The sequence below is a fragment of the Micromonospora sp. DSM 43699 genome (assembly GCF_055517075.1).
The window spans coordinates 67,310-84,990 of the sequence record NZ_JBTMMT010000009.1; the positions used below are offsets into that span (position 1 = coordinate 67,310).

Below are 17,681 nucleotides of genomic sequence, written 5' to 3' on the forward strand. Positions count from 1 at the left end.
GCGCGACGATGCTGGACGAGGCGTGCGTCGGGGTGCCGGCCGGCCGGTTGCGTCCATTCGTGGGCGGCTACCTGGGCTACCGGGAAGGCGCGGCGCGGCACCCGGCACGCCTGGAGGGCACACCGCCGCCACTGGTCCGGCACGAGGCGGCCGGTGCCTTCGTGGTGCTCGTCCTCGGTTGGGGTGCCCCGCTCGACGTGGTGGACCCGCGATCGACGGCGCGTAGCGCGTACCGGGTGGACTCGTTCGTGGCGGGGCCGTACGACGGCTACTGCACGACCTCGACGATGGGTGCCGGGGCCGGGGTGCAGTTGCTGCTCACCCCGCCGGCGGCCCGCCGGATTCTCGGGGTGCCGCTGGGTGAGCTGGCCAACCGGGCGGTGCCGGTGGACCGGCTCCCCGACCCCTGGCTCGACCGGCTGCGGATCCGGCTGGCCGAGGCACCGGACTGGCCCCGCCGGTTCGCCCTGCTCGACACGGCGCTCGGCGCCCGGCTGGCGGTCACCGACCCGATCGACCCGCGCCTCGATCGAGCCTGGGGCCTGCTCACCGCTTCGGCCGGTCGGATCGGCATCGGTGGGTTGGCCGACGAGGTGGGGTGGAGTCGTCGGCACCTCTCCGCGCGGTTCGGTCGGGAGCTCGGGTTTCCCCCGAAGGCCACCGCCCGTCTGTTGCGCTTCCAGCGGGCGTACGCGGCACTGGGTCGGGAGCTCGTGCTGCGTCCCACGTCGGTCGAGGCGGACCCTCCCGGGCCGGGTGGCTGGGCCGAGTTGGCCGTGCGGTGCGGGTACTACGACCAGTCTCACCTGATCCGGGAGTTCCGGGAGTTCGCCGGGGTGACACCGGCGGCGCTGGGACAGCCCGGTTCCCATTCGTCCAATCCGGGCTGAGCGTGGGGCGGCACACTCGACACATGACCAACATCTTCCCGACCTTCCGATACCCGGATGCCCGGGCGGCGATCGACTGGCTCTGCACCGCGTTCGGTTTCCGGGTCCACGCGGTGCACGGTGGCCCGGACGGGGCGGTGGCGCACGCCGAACTGGCGCTCGGTGACGGCATCGTCATGCTCGGCACCGGCCCCGGTCGACCGGACCGGCCGGCCGACGACGACTACGCCGTCTACGTGGCGGTCGACGACCTGGACGCCCACCACGACCGGGCGCGGGCGGCCGGGGCGGAGATCGTCCGGCCGCCGTTCGACACCGACTACGGATCCCGCGACTACGCGGTCCGGGACCCGGCCGGAAACGTCTGGTCGTTCGGTACCTACCGGCCCTGACCTCAGCTCTTCCCCGGCATCCGAATCCGGCTCAGATAATCATTGCGGTGAGCAAGCAAGGTGTTGCCCTGGGTGATGATCCTGCGTACCCTCCCTCGTGGGGAGGCTGGGATGCCATTGTCATCGAGTCCTGTCATTCGACGTGCACGGCTCGGCGCCGAGCTGCGGCAGTTGCGCAGACGGGAGGCGCTGACGCTGGAACAGGTCTGTTCCCGGTTGGGTTGGGCCTCCACCTCGAAACTGTCCCGCATCGAGCTGGGGCAGAGCCGGCCCGACCTGGCCGACGTCCTCGACCTGCTGGACGTCTACGAGGTCCCGTCGCCGCAGCGCGAGGCGCTGATCGTCATCGCCCGGGATGCGGCGACCGGCCGCGGCTGGTGGAAGGCGCTCGGCGAGATGAGCGAGCGGCAACGCACCTATGCCGAGTTGGAGGCGGGGGCGGCGTCCATCGTGGAGTACCAGCCGGCGGTGCTACCCGGCCTGCTCCAGGCGCCCGGCTATGCCCGGCTGCGGATCACGGCCGGCCGGCTGCTGCATCCGGACATCGACGTCGAGGCCGATCTGCGGGCCCGGCTCACCCGGCAGGGGGTGTTGCGCCGTCCCGATCCGCCGCGGTACACCGCACTGCTCGACGAGCGGGCCTGCGATCCGGCCGACCTGCCCACCGACGTCTGGCGCGAGCAGTTGGACCAGTTGCTGGCGTTGGCCGAGCTGTCGCACGTGACGATCCGGGTGGTGCCCCGTACGGCGGCTCCGCGCGGTGGGGCGTACCCGTTGACCGCCTTCTCGTGCTATTCGTTCCCTGACCCGGCCGATCCGCGCACGGTGATGCTGGAGGCGTTGACCACCGATGTCCGGCTGGCCTCCGACGCCGACGTCAGCCGCTACGACCGGATGACCGGCTGGCTCTCCGCCGCCGCGCTGAGCCCGGCGGAGACGGCGGAGCTGTTCCGCCACAAGGCCGCAGATCTCGCCGCCGGCGCAGCCGTCGAGCTCGCCACCGACACCACCGCAGATCTCGCCGCCGACCCGCTCGTCGATCCGTCGGCCGGCGAGGAGGCCGGCGAGAGCGGGCCGGCGGCCGTCGAAGAAGCCGGTGACGTCGTGTCCGGGGCCCAGGGGATCAGCAGGCGGACGGTTGCTCCGGGGCTCAGCCGTAGCGGTTGAACCCACCCTCGGAGTCGATGACCTGACCGGTGATCCAGTCCGCCTCCCGGGAGCAGAGGAAGCGGACCAGTCGTGCCGCGTCCTGTGGGGTTCCCCAGCGCCCGGCCGGAAAGCGCGCCGCCACGGCATCGTGCGTGTCCGGTGGGGCGTACCCGGTGTCGGTCGGTCCGGGGTTGAGGCAGTTGACGGTGATCCCCCGGGCCATCAGCGCCGGCGCGAGCTGGGTGGTGAGGTTCTCCACGCCGGCCTTGCTGGCCGCGTAGGCCAACTCGGCCGGCATCGGACCGAGCCGTTGGCCGCTGGAGAAGAACACCAACCGGCCGCCCGCTCCGGCGGTGAAGGCGGTGGCGTACGCGTCGGCCAGCAGCAGTGTGGCCCGTACGTTCACCAGCAGGTGCCTGTCGATCTGGGCCACCTCCAGCCCACCCAGGCTGGTCGGGTGGGAGTAGGCGTGCGCCGCCACCACCGCGTCGAGCCGACCGTGCCGGCGCACCGCCTCGGCCACCAGGGCGGCCGGGGTGGCGGGATCGAGCAGATCGGCGACGACGTGGTCGGCGGCGTCGCCCAGCTCGGCGAGCAGCGCCGGTATGCCGTCCGGATCTCCGCCGTAGGGCTGGGCGTCGTCGTAGCCGGGCAGCCCGGTGAGGAGCAGCCGGTGCCCGTCGGCGGCGAGAGCGCGGGCGACCGCCGCGCCGATGCCGATCCGCCGGCTCACCCCGGTCACCAGGAACACCTGTTGAGTCATGCGGGCCAGTCAACTGGACCGGCGGCCCGCCTGCCACGGGTTATCCGTCGCGTCGCCGACCCGCGTCGCTGACGTGTGTGGATCGTCGCCGCGTGGCCACCGGACCCGGCACCCCCGAACGCGTCGGGGCCGGTGTGCCGCGCGTGCGCCGCACGATAGACCGGGGGTACGACAGTTTCGGGGTGCCGGAATCGAGCAGGGTGAATTGCTTCTCAGGCGGGGACGTCGACGAAGTGCTCGACCCGGGGTGGCCCGGCGAAGTGCGGGCCGATCAGCGCCCGCCACCTGCCGAACGCCTCGGTCGCCCGGAAGTTCTGGTCGTGCGCCTGCACCGAGTCCCACTCGACAAGCAGGACGAACCGGGAGGGGCTTTCGATGCCCCGGGTCATCCGGACCGAGCGGCAGCCCTGTGCGGCGACGATGATGGCGTGCGCCTGCGCGTAGGCGGCGGCGAATTCGTCCTCGTGTCCGGGCAGTACGTCGATGAGCGCGACCTCAAGCACCATGTCGACAGCCTGCCACGCCACCGCACCCCGCCGCCCTGCCGGGGGCGATCTCCCTGCGCGAGTGCCGGGAGAAGTCGCGGCACCTGCGCTCGAACGACTATCCCTAGCCTCCTAGGATGCCTTAGGGAATGGGAGGTGGGTAGCAGGCGACCGGGTGTCGGAACGTGATGCTGTCGGCAATGCGGGCCGCAGGAGGTGCGCCCGTGGCCCTCGATGGTGAACAATGGTGGCCGAGGAGGGGAGTATTCCCTCGCGACGGAGTCGTCAGCACGGTCGAGCGTCACCCCGACGATCGACCCGGCTCCGCCGGTCAGCGTCCTGCTCGCGGGGGTCGCTGGCGGAAGAGACCTCCGACAGTCACCAATGTGTGCGTCGTCGCCCACCCCGCCGTCACGCGGCGTACGGTGTGCCCGACGCCGCGTGTCTGCCGGAGGAATGGATTGAACGTGTCCGGAATGGTGTGGGCGGGAACCCTCGTCGCACTGACGGCGGTACTCCTCGTCGACCTCTTCATCATCGGCCGCCGGCCACACGAGCCCAGCGTTCGCGAGTCGAGCCTCTGGGTCGGCTTCTACGTCGGCCTGGCGCTGCTGTTCGGGGCGGGGCTGTGGGTCACCGCGGGCGGCAACGTGGCCGGCCAGTTCTACACCGGTTGGCTCACCGAGTACAGCCTCTCGGTGGACAACCTCTTTGTCTTCGTGATCATCATGGCCCGGTTCGGGGTGCCCCGGAAATACCAGCAGAAGGTGCTGCTCATCGGCATCGTGCTGGCGCTGGTCATGCGGGGTGGCTTCATCGCCGCCGGGGCGGCGCTGCTCGCCCAGTTCTCCTGGGTCTTCTACATCTTCGGTGCGTTCCTGATCTACACGGCGATCAACCTGGCCCGCCAGGGTGAGCCCGAAGAGGACGAGTTCAAGGAGAACGTGCTGATCCGGTGGAGCCGCAAGGCGCTGCCGATCTCGCGGGACTACGACGGCGCGAAGCTCACCACCCACCAGGCCGGCCGGCGGCTGTTCACCCCGATGCTGGTGGTGATGATCGCGATCGGCACCACCGACCTGATCTTCGCGCTGGACTCGATCCCGGCGATCTTCGGGATCACCCAGGAGCCGTACCTGGTCTTCACCGCGAACGTCTTCGCGCTGATGGGGCTCCGGCAGCTCTACTTCCTGGTCGGTGGGCTCCTCGACCGGTTGGTCTACCTGAGCTACGGCCTGGCCGTGGTGCTCGGCTTCATCGGCGTCAAGCTGGTGCTGGAGGCGCTCGCCGACAACAACCTGCCGTTCCTCAACGGTGGCGAGCCGATCGGCTGGGCGCCGCACATTCCGATCTGGCTGTCGTTGACCGTCATCCTCGGTTGTCTCGCCGTGGCGACGGTGGCCAGCCTGGTCAAGTCGTCCCGGGACCGGCGGCGCGAGCCGGTCGAGGCCCACCACTGACCGTGGCCCGGCCGGGACGCCGCCCTACCCGGCGGTGTCCCGGCCGGGGTCAGACCCGGTGCGCGCCGACCAGGGTGGCGACCCGGTCGGGCGGCAGCGGCTCCGCCAGCACCCGTTGCTGCCGGTAACAGGCATGCAGCATCCGGGGGCCGGCACCTGCGGTCACCAGGCCGACGTGGTGGATTCCCCTCCCGGGTCGGGCGAAGAAGTAGAGGTCGCCGGGTCGCTCCTCGCCCGCCGGCACCGGTGTGGTGGCCGCCGCCTGGTCGTCGGCGTCCCGGGGCAGCGTCACGCCGAACCGCCGCCAGACCAGGTGGACCAGGCCGGAACAGTCGATTCCGTGCCCGGAGAGCCCACCCCAGACGTACACGACGTCGCGCAGCCGGGCGGCGACGGCGAGCACGTCGACGGCCGACGGCGCGACGGCGGGCAGGTCGGTGACGTCCGCCTCGGAAACCCAGAGCGGAACGAGTCGCCCGGGTACCCGGACCGGCCGCCACCCGTCGACGGCCGGCCCGACGGGAAGGAGCCGGGTGCCGAGGACGACCCCGGGCAGGGCCACCGGACCGTCCGGAACGGCGTGCAGCGCGGTGCTGACGGCGTCGACGACCAGCGGCGCGGGTGGGTCGCCGGCCGGGGTGGAGGGGGCGAGCTGGGCGGCGGGCAGCCAACCGGGATAGCCGCGCGGGTCGCGGCGGGGGGCCGCCTGTTCCACCGCGACCACCTCGGCCCAGCCGCCGGGATGCAGCGCGGTCACCAGCACCCGTTCGCCGAGCAGCAACTGGCTGAGCACACAGTCGCCGACCCGCTGGGTGGGGTCCATCCCGGTGATCCAGCGGTAGGTGTCGGAGGGCACCGACAGGGCCGGCCGGTCGACCGTCCGGGTCGCGCCGGGCTCGGTCCAGAGCGTGGCGACGGCTACTCGTACCAGGGCCTCCCGGCCCGGCTCCAACTCCACGTCGACCTCCGGCTCACGTGTCGGTGCCTACCCGGACGATAGGAAAGAAATCTGCCGCCATCAACCGTGGTGTTGAACTTTTGTTTCGGTCACCGAGGTTATGCCGAGCCCCGGCGCGTCCGGCAGCACCACCGTGGCACCCTCGTACCGCAGGCCGCCGCGCACCGGTGACCAGGCCAACCACCAGGCGGCGTCCAGGTCGGACACCGCGCTGGTCCGGTACGCGGCGGCCAGGCTGGCCGCCGCGCCGACGCCGACCTGACTCTCCATCATGGACCCGACCAGGGTGCCCATCCCGTGCGCGCGGGCCAGCTCCAGCAGGGTCCGCGCAGGTCGCAGGCCGCCGCACTTGGCGAGCTTGACGTTGACCAGGTCGGCGGCCCGTCGCCGGATCACCTCGACCAGGTCCTGCACCCCGAACACCGCCTCGTCGGCCAGGATCGGCACATTCACCCGGTCGCCGACCCAGGCCATGCCGTCCAGGTCCCACCGGGCCACCGGCTGCTCGACCAGCTCCACGTCGAGCCCGGCGTCCTCCGCACCCCTGATCACCCGGACCGCCTCCCGCGGTGTCCAACCCTGGTTGGCGTCCAACCGGATCCGCACCTGCGGGCCGACCGCCGCCCGGACCGCCCGGACCCGTTCCAGGTCGCCCGCCGCGTCCGTGCCGACCTTCAGCTTCAGCACGTCGAAGCCCTCGGCCCGCCGTTGCCGGGCCGCCACCGCCAGCTCCGCGCCGTCCCCGGCGGCCAGCGTGACGTCCGTCGGGACCCGCAGCTCCGCACCCCCGAGCAAGCGCACCAGCGGTACGCCGAGCCGCCGTGCCGCCAGGTCGTGCAGGGCCACGTCCAGCGCCGCGCGGGCCGCCTCGTTGCCGGCCACCGCCGCCTCCACCTCGGCGCAGCGCGCCAACACGTCGTCGGCGTCCCGCCCGACCACCGCCGGGGCGAGCACGTCGTGCACACACGCCTGGGCGCCGGCCACCGACGCCCCGGTCACCTGCCACACCTGCGGCGCCTCGCCGTAACCGGACCGCCCGTCGGCGTCGGTCACCTCGACCACCAGGGTCTCCACAGTGGTGGTCCGGCGCAGCGCGGTGACGAACGGGGTGTGTAAGGGGGCGGACAGCCGGTGGGTGCGTACCGCGGCGATCGTCATGTGCGGCACCCTATACGCACGACGTCACCGGAGAGGGAGGCCGACGAACGTGCGGGACTGGGAGCTGTTGGGCGCACCGAACGCCCGTGACCTGGGCGGACTACCCACCACGGACGGGCGGCGGGTGCGGGTCGGCCGGCTGATCCGCACGCCGGCGCTGGGTCGGCTCACCGAGGACGACCTGACCGTGCTGGGTCGGCTCGCCCCGGCCTGCGTGGTCGACCTGCGCGACGACTCCGAGACGGCGGTCGCTCCGCCCAACCGGCTGGTCGGTGACCCGTACCTGGTCCGGCTGCCGGTGCTCGATCCGGCGCACCCCGGGTTCACGTACCTCTCGGCGGTGCTGCACGGGCGCGACCTCGCCGGGTACGACGACCAGGCTCGACGGGGCGCGGCGGCGGCGATGGCGACGGTCTACCGCTGGTTCGTCACCGGTGCGGCGGCCCGGGAGGGCTTCGCCCGCGCGGTCCGGCTGGCGGCCGACCCGGCGAACCTGCCGCTGCTGTTCCACTGCTCGGCGGGCAAGGACCGCACCGGGTGGCTGGCGGTGGTGCTGCTCACCGCCCTGGGCGTCGACGAGGAGACGGTACGGGCGGACTACCTGCGGCACAACGAGCTGACGGTGGAGCTGCGCGAGACCATGTCGGCGGCGATGCTGCGCCGACGGCCGGAGTTGGACCCGGAGACGGCGCGGGCGGTGCTGGAGGTCCGCCCCGAGTACCTGGACGCCGGATACGACGAGGTGCGCCGGGTGTACGGGTCGTTCGACGCCTACCTGGCCGACGGGTTGGGGATGACCGCCGCGCTCCGCACCGCCCTGCGCACACACCTGCTGGACTGACTGTGAGGCTGGCGGGGTCGGTCCGCAGGTGATGTGCCGAGGTCGGCAGCGGTGGGCGTGGCTCCTGGTCTGACCGGCAGCGCGGCCGGCCGGGTCGCCCGTCGGTCGGTCAGCCGGTCAGGTCGTGTCGGGCGGCCCAGGCCGTCGCCGAGATCTCCGCGACCAGCCGGCAGGCGTCGTCGAGGTCGTCGTCGGGGGAGGCGGCGAGGTCGGTGGTGGTGCAGACGGCGATCACGTACGCCGGGGCGTCGTCGGGCCACACCACGCCGACGCCGTGCCGCACACCGCGTACCCAACCGTTCTTGTGGGCGATCCGGGTGCCGTCGGGCAACCCGGCGGCGAGGTCCTCGCGGTGCCGCTGGGCCAGCAGCACGTCCACCATGGCGGCACAGGCCGCCGGGGAGGCCAGCGGACCGGCCCGGAGTGCGCCGACGGCCAGCCCGCCGAGCAGCGCCGCCAGGTCGGCGGGGGTGACCAGGTTGGTGATGCCGGCCTCCCGGGCGGCGGCGTCCTCGATGCCGCGGCCGGTGACGCTGTGTCGGGCCCCGGCGAGCTGCCACGCCTGCGCCACGGCGGGCAGCCCGACCCGGTCGATGATCAGGTTGGTGGCGAGGTTGCTGGACCGGGTGATCATCCGGTCGGCCAGCCACCGCGGGGTGGCCTGCCCGCCCAGCCGTTCCCAGACCGCGTCGTCGTTGTCGTAGTGCCGGGCGCAGGAGAACCGGGGCGCGCCCGGCTGGGCCGAGTCGAACTCGTCGACCACCGGCACCGGGGTGTCCAGGTCGAGGGCGCCCGCCTCGGCGGCCCGGTGCAGGGCCAGCAGCACCGCGACCTTCATGGTGCTGGCTGCGTAGTGGGTGGCATCGGGGTCACGGGTCCAGGTGGGCGGCGCGTCGAGCCGGCCCAGGTACGCCGAGACGGTGCCGGGCACCCGGTCCAGCCGGGCGTCGAGATCGTCCCAGGTCATGCCCGTGACGCTAGCGGACCACCGGCCCACCCGGGTACCGGGACCACGTCGGGCCCACCGTTGCACCCACACCTCGCCACCCGGTGGCCGGACCGGAGCGGTCTGCCGCGCCGCCCGATGGCTGGAGTGGGAGATCGCCCCGGCGCCCCTCGCGCCCGCCGCAGTGGGAGCGGGCCGCTTGCTCTCGTGTCGCCGTCGCTGACGTCGACCGCCTCCGCCAGGGTGCGGGACGGGTGGAGCCCCGGGCCGCGTGCGGCGGCCCGGGGCTCCGGGTGGGTCAGGTGGGGCGGGTCAGCTGGAGTGCTTACGGCGGGCGGCCATCCGGCCCCGCTGGGTCTGGTCCAGCACCACCTTGCGGATCCGGACGGCGACCGGGGTCACCTCGACGCACTCGTCCTCGCGGCAGAACTCCAGCGCCTGCTCCAGGGAGAGCTTGCGCGGCGGGATCAGCTTCTCGGTCTCGTCGGAGGTCGAGGCCCGCATGTTGGTGAGCTTCTTCTCCTTGGTGATGTTGACGTCCATGTCGTCGGAGCGGGAGTTCTCCCCGACGATCATGCCCTCGTACACCTCGGTGGTCGGCTCGACGAAGAGCTGGCCGCGTTCCTGCAGGTTGATCATCGCGAACGGGGTGACCACGCCGGTCCGGTCGGCCACCAGCGACCCGTTGTTGCGGGTCCGCAGCTCGCCGAACCACGGCTCGTACGACTCGAAGACGTGGTGCAGGATGCCGGTGCCCCGGGTGTCGGTGAGGAACTCGGTGCGGAAGCCGATCAGGCCGCGCGCCGGCACCAGCCACTCCATCCGGATCCAACCGGTGCCGTGGTTGACCAGCTGCTCCATCCGGCCCTTGCGGGTCGCCAGGAGCTGGGTGATCGCGCCCAGGTACTCCTCCGGCGCGTCGATGGTCAGCCGCTCCACCGGCTCGCAGGTCTTGCCGTCGATCTCCTTGGTGACCACTTGCGGCTTGCCGACGGTCAGCTCGTACGACTCGCGGCGCATCTGCTCGACCAGGATGGCCAGGGCCAGCTCGCCGCGGCCCTGCACCTCCCAGGCGTCCGGCCGCTCGGTCGGCAGGATGCGCAGCGACACGTTGCCGACCAGCTCCTTGTCGAGCCGGTCCTTGACCATCCGGGCGGTGACCTTGGCGCCCTTGACCCGGCCGACAAGCGGCGAGGTGTTGGTGCCGATGGTCATCGAGATGGCCGGCTCGTCCACGGTGATCAGCGGCAGCGGGATCGGGTTCTCCGCGTCGGCCAGGGTCTCGCCGATCATGATCTCCGGGATCCCGGCGACGGCGATGATGTCGCCCGGCCCGGCCGAGTCGGCGGGCTTACGCTCCATGCCCTCCGTCATCAGCATCTCGGAGATGCGGACCCGTTGGGTGTTGCCGTCGGTACGGCACCAGGCCACCGTCTGGCCCTTGGTGATGGTGCCCTGACGCACCCGGCACAGCGCCAGCCGGCCCAGGAACGGCGAGGCGTCGAGGTTGGTGACGTGCGCCTGCAACGGCGCGTCCTCGTCGTAGGAGGGCGGCGGGATGGTGTTGAGCAGGGTACGGAACAGCGGCTCCAGGCTGGTGCTGTCGCTGGGCACCGAGCCGTCGGCCGGCTGGGTCAGCGAGGCGATGCCGTCGCGGGCGCAGGCGTAGACGATCGGGAAGTCGATCTGCTCCTCGTCGGCGTCCAGGTCGAGGAAGAGCTCGTAGGTGTCGTCCACGACCTCCTTGATCCGGGCGTCGGGCCGGTCCACCTTGTTGATCACCAGGATGATCGGCATCCGGGCCTTGAGCGCCTTGCGGAGCACGAAGCGGGTCTGCGGCAGCGGGCCCTCGCTGGCGTCGACCAGCAGCACCACCCCGTCGACCATGGTGAGGCCCCGCTCGACCTCGCCGCCGAAGTCGGCGTGACCGGGGGTGTCGATGATGTTGATGGTGACCGGGTCCGAGCCGTCCGCCGGCAGGTACCGCACGCCGGTGTTCTTGGCCAGGATGGTGATGCCCTTTTCCCGTTCGAGATCCATCGAGTCCATGACACGCTCGGTGTTCTCGCCACGGGCCCCGTAGGCGCCGGCCTGCCGCAACATGGCGTCGACCAGGGTCGTTTTGCCGTGGTCGACGTGGGCGATGATGGCGACATTGCGGAGGTCGGTGCGAAGCTGCATACCCTCCATACTCCTGTCTACGGTTGCCGGGGCATGCGTCGGGGTAACCCCGGCACCGCCCGGATCTCTGCCGGAACTGCTGTTCCGGCCGTGCCAGCTGCTGGTCCGCCGTTTCCTCCGGTCCGGTCGGTCGGTCCGGTCCTGTCGGTCCGGCTGGCCGGGGCCGTTCGACGACCGCGAGATCATGGCGGACGAGGCCGCAGTGATCTTCGGTTTGTCGGTGCCGGGGGAGACGACCCTGCTGGTCGGTCTCCTAGCGTACGCGGGACCGCGAAGGCCCGTCTCGGCACTGCTCCCGACGACCGCCCCCACCGTGACCGGCGACACCCCCACCCCCGCCCCGCCACCCCCGGTGGCGGGTCCGTCGCCCCGTCAGCAAGACCGCACTCGAACATGGTTGTAGTGGCATCCAGTGCATCGGATGCCACTACAACCAGGAGGCAGCGCGCTCCTGAACCAGGAAGCAGCGCGCTCCTGCTCAGTCCCGCCCGGCGCGGGAGCGGTCGGGGGTGAGGGTGTCGGGGGTGGGGGTGGCGGGGACGGGCTCGGTGGGGGTGTCCCGGTGGATCCGGCCCGGCCACCAGAACCGGTCGCCGAGCACGAACGCCAGCGCCGGCACCAGCACCGTACGGACCAGCAGGGTGTCGAGCAGCACACCGATGCACACGATGATCCCGATCTGGGTCAGGGTGATCAGCGGCAGGACGCCGAGGACGGCGAAGACCGCGGCGAGCAGGATGCCGGCGCTGGTGATCACCCCGCCGGTGACCCGCAGGGCGGAGAGCATCCCGTCCCGGGTGCCGGCCCGGCGGGCGTCCTCCCGGGCCCGGGTGACCAGGAAGATGTTGTAGTCCACCCCGAGTGCCACGAGGAACACGAAGGCCAGCAGCAGCACCCCGCTGTCCAGCGCGGGGAAGCCCAGCACGTGGTCGAAGAGCAGCCAGGCCGCGCCGAGGCTGGCGAAGAAGGACGCGATCACGGTGAGCACCAGCAGCAGCGGGGCGAGCAGCCCGCGCAGCAGCAGCACCAGCACGGCGAAGACCAGCACCAGGATGATCGGCAGGATCAGCCGCAGGTCCCGGGTGTTGGCCTCGTCGGAGTCGTACGTCGCGGCCACGGTGCCGCCGACGAGTGCCCCACCGGCCGGTGCGACGCCCTCGACGGCGGGCGGTGCGGAGTCCGGCACGGCGGCGACGGCGTCGCGCAACGCCTCGACGGCCCGGTCGGAGGCCGGGCTGCCCGGTTCGGCGGTCAGCACCACGTCGACCTGGGCGACTGTGGTGCCGGCCGCGCCGGGGCGGGCGGAGGCGACTCCGGGTACGGTCGCGGCGACCCGGGTGACCGCCGACGCGGCGGCCGGGTTGGTGATGACGGCCACTGGCTGGGTGGTGCCGGCGGGGAAGGCACGGGCCAACGTCTCGGCTCCGGCGACCGCCTCCGGCTTGACCCGGAACTGTTCGGTCTCGGACAGGCCGGTGCGTACGCCCAGCCCACCGAGGGCGAGGCCGGCGAGCAGCAGGGTGGCCAGCACGGCGACCGGCACCGGGCGGCGGACCACGGCCGCGCCGAGCCGGCCCCACAGCCTGCCCTCCCGGGCGGGGCCGCCGACGGTCGGCACGAACGGCCAGAACAGTCCCCGCCCGAAGACGACAAGCACGGCGGGTAGCACGAACAGCGCCGAGAGCATGGCGAAGACGACCCCGGTGGCGCAGGCCACGGCGAGTGCCCGGTTGGTCTCCTGCTCGGACAGCAGCAGCGTGAGTACGCCGAGCACGACGGTCCCGCCGCTGGCAAGGATCGGTTCGGCGGTACGGCGTAGGGCGGCGCGCATGGCGGCGAACCGGTCCTCGACGCGGCGCAGTTCCTCCCGGTAGCGGGCGATGAGCAGCAGGGCGTAGTCGGTGGCGGCGCCGAAGACCAGCACGCTGGCGATGCCGGTGACCGCGCCCTCCTGGAGGTTGATGCCGACGGCCGGGACGATGGTGTCGACGGCGCGCAGGGTGAGCTGTTCGGTGGCGGCGACGACGATCAGCGGCACGATCCACAGGAACGGGCTGCGGTAGGTGATCAGCAGCAGCAGGGCGACCACCCCGGCGGTGACGGCGAGCAGGGTGACGTCGGCGCCCTCGAAGACCTTGGTCAGGTCGGCGGTGAACGCGGGCGCCCCGGTGACCGCGACGGTGAGGCCGTCGGGCAGGCCGGTGAGGGTGTCGCGTACCTGGGCCACCTCGTCGGCGACGGCCTGCTGGCCACCTGCGGTGTCCAACGGCACGGCGAGCAGCGCGACGGTGCCGTCCGGGGAGACCTGGGGCGGGCTGACCTGACCGCCGACGGCCAGCCGGCCCAGTGCGCCGGAGCGGTCGGTGACGGCGGCCCGGTCGGCGTCGGTCAGCGGGCTGCCGTCGTCCCGGCTGACCACGATGATCGCCGGTTGCACGTCGCTGGCCGGCAGTTGGTCCTGGAGGCGTTCCACCTGGGTCGACTGCCACTGCACGGACAGGCCGGTGGCGGAGACCGGGGCGGGGTTGTCGGGCTTGGGGAGCCCGAAGACGACCGCGCCGACGACGATCGCGGCGACCACGGTGAGCCAGGCGGCGAGCCGGCTGCGGGCGACGCGGGTGAACAGCGACATCGAATGTCCTCATGGTCTGCCGGTGTGACGCCGGACGGAGAGATAGCCCGCTCTTCGAGTATCTTGATAGGCGAGATTATCGGCAGCTGCTCTATGCTGCAACCGGGCACACCGACAGGGGGCGGCGCGGGCGTGGCAGCGCACGAGATGTATCGGCGGCGGGACGACCCGCGCGGGCGGATGGTGGCCGACATCACCAACGACCTGCGGCGTTACTCGGTGGACGCGCAACACATCGGGCACGCCTTCGCCGGCCTGCACGGGCTCAACCCGACCGACCTGCACGCGTTGATCGCGGTGATGGACGCCGAACTGCTCGGCGCCCCGATCACCCCCGGCCGGCTCGGCGAACAGCTCAACCTCTCCTCCGGGTCGGTGACCGCGCTGGTCGACCGCCTGGAACGCGCCGGGCACATCCGCCGGGACCGGGACACCGCCGACCGGCGCAAGGTGTTCCTGCACTACGCCGACCAGGGGGCCGCCCTGGCGATGAGCTTCTTCGGCCCGCTCGGCCGGCGTACCGACGAGGTGATGGCCCGGTTCACCGACGACGAACTGGCGGTCGTGCACCGGTTCCTGGCCACCATGGTCGCCTCGATGCGGGAGCACCGTGACGCCATGCGGGCTGCCCGTGCCGAGCCGCCCCGCCGTCCGGTGGACTGACCGCCGTGCTGGACCGTTCGCTCGCCCGGCTCGCCGCCGCCGCGCTGCGGCTGCCGGCCGGGCCCACGCACCGGGTCGACGTCACCCGGGGCCTCACGGTCCGGGCCCGCGACGGGGTGCCGCTGCGCACCGACCACTACGCCCCCCGGGTGCCCGGTGCGCCGACCGTGCTGATCCGAACCCCGTACGGGCGGGGTGGGCCGATGCGGCTGCTCGGTCGGCTGGTCGCCGGTCGCGGCTTCCACGTGGTGATCCAGTCCTGTCGGGGAACCGACGGCTCAGGCGGGCGGTTCGACCCGCTGGTGCACGAGCGCGACGACGGCCTGGACACCGTCGACTGGCTGCGCCGGCAACCCTGGTACGCGGGCCGGTTCGGCATGTTCGGGGCCAGTTACCAGGGCTTCGTCCAGTGGGCGCTGGCCGCCGACGCGGGAGAGGACCTGGCCGCGATGGTCGCGGTGGTCACCGCCTCGGCCACCCGTGACTCGACGTACGCGGGGGAGTCCTTCGCCCTGGACACCGTGCTGACCTGGGCCGAGCTGCTCCAGGCGCAGACCGTGCCGTGGCTGGCCCGGCAGTGGGAACTCAAGCGCGGGCAGCCCCGGCTGGCCGCCGCCCTGGCCCACCTGCCGCTGGCCGAGGCCGACCGGGTGGCGACCGGGGTGACCGTGCCGTTCTTCCAGGAGTGGCTGCGCCACCACACCCCGGACGCCGACTACTGGCGGACCCGGGTCTTCGGCGCGCGGATCGCCGAGGTGCGCGCCCCGGTGACGATGGTCAGCGGCTGGCAGGACATCTTCCTCCCCGCCCAGCTCGCCGACCACGCCGCGCTGCGGGCGGCGGGGGTGCCCACCCGGCTCACCGTCGGCCCGTGGACGCACGGCAGCCCCGGGCTGCTGGCGACGGCGCTGCGGGAGGGGCTGGGCTGGCTCGACGCCCACCTGCACGGCCGGCCCGTGCCGCCATGCGCCCCGGTGCGGGTGCACGTCGGCGGGGACGGCGGCGGTTGGCGGGACCTGCCCGACTGGCCGCCGCCGGCGACCGGGACCCCGTGGCACCTGCACGCCGGTGGCCGGCTCGCCCCGGAGCCACCGGCGGCGTCGGCACCGGACACCATCCGGTACGACCCGGCCGACCCCACCCCGTCGCTGGGCGGCCCGCTGCTTGTCGCCCAACGGGCCGGCCCGGTCGACAACCGCCCCGTCGAGGCCCGGCCGGACGTGCTGGTCTACACCGGCGCGGTGCTGACCGCCCCGGTCGAGGTGGTCGGCCCGGTCCGCGCCGAGATCCACGTCCGCAGCGACCTGCCCTACCTGGACGTGTTCGTGCGGCTCTGCGACGTGGACCTGCGCGGCCGGTCCTGGAACGTCTGCGACGGTCTGGTCCGGGTCGCCCCCGGCCGGTTCCCGGTCGACCCGGACGGGGTGACCCGGGTGCCTGTGGCACTGTGGCCGGTGGCGCACCGCTTCGCCGTCGGGCACCGGCTGCGGGTGCAGGTCTCCGGCGGTGCCCACCCCCGGTACGCACGCAACCCCGGCACCGGCGAAGCGCTGGGCGAGGCGGTCACGCTCCGCGCAGGGCTCCGACAGATCCTGCATGACCCAGCGCACCCTTCGCGGCTGGTGCTGCCGGTGCTCCCCGCCAGTCCCCAGCTTTGACCTATCTGAAGACAACCCCTCTGAGCTGGGTATTTCTGGCAACTACGGATAGCGTTCCTCGCAACACTCGATGACGTACACCAGTGCTCGGGTCCGCTCCCCAGCAGGTGCTGCCTACTGGCAGTCACGATCCTCCAGCCCTGGTTGGCGCTGAAGCAGCCGACGCCGCTGGCCCGGCCGCAGAAACGGGACGTCATGACAACCGCTCCGACCAATCTGCTCGCCGTCCGCCGGCTCCTGCTCGACACCATCAGCGGGCTCGATCCCGCTTCGGTCGGGATCGTCGGTGATCCGGCCCACCGGGGTGGCTACCACACCGGCTCGGACCGGGTGGTGGCCAACGACTACTCCGTGGTGGAGTCCACCCGGGACTCCACCGGCCTCACCCTCTACGCCTCGGCACTGGACGTCGGCACGTTCAGCGTGTGGTCCGGGGGTGCCACCCACAACCTGCGGACGTTCTCCGAGTGGTGTGTCGCCCAGTGCCGGGCGAACACGGGGGACAGCCGCGACATCCGCGAGATCATCTACAGCCCGGACGGCAAGGTCGTGCGGCGCTGGGACCGGCTCGGCCGGCGCAGCTCCGGCGACGACTCGCACCTGTGGCACACCCACGTCAGCTTTTTCCGCGACTCGACCAAGGCCGGACGGGACCAGACCCCGCTGTTCCGGCGCTACCTGACCGGCATCGGACTACTGGAGGGCACTGACATGACACCCGAAGAGCACGCCTGGCTGGAAACCGTCCACCGGAACCTCACCGTCCTGGACGGCCGGAACCCGGTGGGTCAGATCTATACCCGGATGGCGACGGGCGAGGACCACACCAACCCCGACCTGGTGGTCTCGCACCCGACCCTGAAGTCGCTGGGCACCCAGCTGACCTCGGTGCAGACCGTGCTGGCCAACAAGGATTTCACCGACGAGCCGGCGATCGTCACCGGCGTACTGGCCGGACTCGCCCCGGACAAGATCGCCGCCGCCATCCCGCCCACCATCGCGAAGCAGGTCGCTGACGAACTGGCCAAGCGGCTGGTCGCCTGACGGCCGAGCCCGTGGGCACCCCGTCCGCCGTCGGCACACCCGCAGCAGCGGTCCGTGCCGGAGTGGTGAGAGCGGCGGGTGACCGCGGGAAAGCGCTCGGTGGCGGCGGCCCACGGCCGCCGCCACCGGCACGGACCTACAGCGGGCGGACGTTCTCCGCCTGCGGACCCTTCTGCCCCTGGGTCACATCGAACTCGACCTTCTGGGCCTCCTGCAGCTCCCGGTATCCGCTACTGGCGATCGCCGAGTAGTGGACGAAGACGTCGGGGCCTCCGCCGTCCTGCTCGATGAAGCCGAAGCCCTTTTCCGAGTTGAACCACTTGACCGTGCCGGTTGCCATGCATCTCTCCCTGTTTTACAACGGGTGACCCTCCACCACTGCGGCGGCTGGTCGCCCTGTACTGCCCCGACAGTAACCGGCCGGCCCGGTTTTTGCCTGCTGAAGTGCCGCAAGATTCAAC

Annotated in this window: 15 protein-coding genes and 1 pseudogene; 8 read left to right on the plus strand and 8 right to left on the minus strand. The window is 72.4% G+C overall.

The window, feature by feature from the left end:
- Positions 1 to 8 precede the first annotated feature (8 nt).
- The 3 genes and pseudogenes from AC0AIB_RS07220 to AC0AIB_RS07230 form a co-directional block, all read left to right on the plus strand.
- On the plus strand, positions 9 to 890 hold the full coding sequence (locus tag AC0AIB_RS07220) for a helix-turn-helix domain-containing protein (RefSeq protein WP_465096264.1): 882 nt from the start codon (positions 9 to 11) through the stop codon (positions 888 to 890).
- Between the two features lie 23 nt (positions 891 to 913).
- The gene (locus AC0AIB_RS07225) at positions 914 to 1,282 is read left to right on the plus strand and encodes a VOC family protein (RefSeq protein ID WP_328344571.1); all 369 of its coding nucleotides are present in this window, start codon (positions 914 to 916) and stop codon (positions 1,280 to 1,282) included.
- A gap of 111 nt (positions 1,283 to 1,393) precedes the next feature.
- Positions 1,394 to 2,224 (plus strand): annotated as a pseudogene (locus AC0AIB_RS07230) (helix-turn-helix domain-containing protein); the annotation flags it as partial.
- Positions 2,225 to 2,432: 208 nt separating this feature from the next.
- Here the strand turns inward: AC0AIB_RS07230 and AC0AIB_RS07235 are convergent.
- Entirely contained in the window at positions 2,433 to 3,194 is a 762-nt protein-coding gene (locus tag AC0AIB_RS07235; protein WP_465096265.1) for an SDR family oxidoreductase, read from the minus strand.
- A 212-nt stretch (positions 3,195 to 3,406) separates the two neighbouring features.
- On the minus strand, positions 3,407 to 3,700 hold the full coding sequence (locus AC0AIB_RS07240; protein WP_328344573.1) for an antibiotic biosynthesis monooxygenase family protein: 294 nt from the start codon (positions 3,698 to 3,700) through the stop codon (positions 3,407 to 3,409).
- Positions 3,701 to 4,140: 440 nt separating this feature from the next.
- Here AC0AIB_RS07240 and AC0AIB_RS07245 point away from each other — a divergent pair, with 440 nt between their 5' ends.
- Entirely contained in the window at positions 4,141 to 5,139 is a 999-nt protein-coding gene (locus tag AC0AIB_RS07245; RefSeq protein WP_328344575.1) for a TerC family protein, read from the plus strand.
- A gap of 49 nt (positions 5,140 to 5,188) precedes the next feature.
- On the opposite strand, the gene AC0AIB_RS07250 is transcribed toward AC0AIB_RS07245, so the two are convergent.
- Positions 5,189 to 6,097 (minus strand): C40 family peptidase, encoded by a 909-nt coding sequence (locus tag AC0AIB_RS07250; RefSeq protein WP_465096266.1) that lies wholly within the window; start codon positions 6,095 to 6,097, stop codon positions 5,189 to 5,191.
- Positions 6,098 to 6,157: 60 nt separating this feature from the next.
- Positions 6,158 to 7,255, minus strand: coding sequence for a mandelate racemase/muconate lactonizing enzyme family protein (locus tag AC0AIB_RS07255; RefSeq protein WP_465096267.1), 1,098 nt, complete (start codon positions 7,253 to 7,255; stop codon positions 6,158 to 6,160).
- On the opposite strand from AC0AIB_RS07255, the gene AC0AIB_RS07260 reads away from it, so the two are divergent.
- On the plus strand, positions 7,254 to 8,096 hold the full coding sequence (locus tag AC0AIB_RS07260) for a tyrosine-protein phosphatase (protein WP_465096268.1): 843 nt from the start codon (positions 7,254 to 7,256) through the stop codon (positions 8,094 to 8,096). The two genes, AC0AIB_RS07255 and AC0AIB_RS07260, sit on opposite strands and share 2 nt — an antisense overlap.
- 109 nt (positions 8,097 to 8,205) lie before the next feature.
- Here the strand turns inward: AC0AIB_RS07260 and AC0AIB_RS07265 are convergent, their stop codons facing one another.
- The 3 genes from AC0AIB_RS07265 to AC0AIB_RS07275 all read right to left on the minus strand — a co-directional run bounded on the left by AC0AIB_RS07265 (position 8,206) and on the right by AC0AIB_RS07275 (position 13,855).
- Positions 8,206 to 9,063 (minus strand): serine hydrolase, encoded by an 858-nt coding sequence (locus AC0AIB_RS07265; RefSeq protein WP_328344583.1) that lies wholly within the window; start codon positions 9,061 to 9,063, stop codon positions 8,206 to 8,208.
- A 291-nt stretch (positions 9,064 to 9,354) separates the two neighbouring features.
- Positions 9,355 to 11,223, minus strand: a complete 1,869-nt coding sequence (gene typA, locus AC0AIB_RS07270; RefSeq protein ID WP_328344585.1) for a translational GTPase TypA — start codon at positions 11,221 to 11,223, stop codon at positions 9,355 to 9,357.
- A 478-nt stretch (positions 11,224 to 11,701) separates the two neighbouring features.
- Entirely contained in the window at positions 11,702 to 13,855 is a 2,154-nt protein-coding gene (locus tag AC0AIB_RS07275; protein WP_465096269.1) for an MMPL family transporter, read from the minus strand.
- Positions 13,856 to 14,002: 147 nt separating this feature from the next.
- Here AC0AIB_RS07275 and AC0AIB_RS07280 point away from each other — a divergent pair, with 147 nt between their 5' ends.
- The 3 genes from AC0AIB_RS07280 (at position 14,003) to AC0AIB_RS07290 (ending at position 17,220) form a co-directional block, all read left to right on the plus strand.
- Positions 14,003 to 14,518: a MarR family winged helix-turn-helix transcriptional regulator gene (locus tag AC0AIB_RS07280; RefSeq protein ID WP_328348726.1), complete on the plus strand. Its 516-nt coding sequence runs from the start codon at positions 14,003 to 14,005 to the stop codon at positions 14,516 to 14,518.
- Between the two features lie 5 nt (positions 14,519 to 14,523).
- On the plus strand, positions 14,524 to 16,176 hold the full coding sequence (locus AC0AIB_RS07285) for a CocE/NonD family hydrolase (protein WP_328344589.1): 1,653 nt from the start codon (positions 14,524 to 14,526) through the stop codon (positions 16,174 to 16,176).
- A 195-nt stretch (positions 16,177 to 16,371) separates the two neighbouring features.
- Entirely contained in the window at positions 16,372 to 17,220 is an 849-nt protein-coding gene (locus AC0AIB_RS07290; protein ID WP_465096289.1) for a hypothetical protein, read from the plus strand.
- Positions 17,221 to 17,356: 136 nt separating this feature from the next.
- Here AC0AIB_RS07290 and AC0AIB_RS07295 read toward each other — a convergent pair whose 3' ends face one another.
- Entirely contained in the window at positions 17,357 to 17,560 is a 204-nt protein-coding gene (locus AC0AIB_RS07295; protein WP_091237353.1) for a cold-shock protein, read from the minus strand.
- Positions 17,561 to 17,681: the final 121 nt, after the last annotated feature.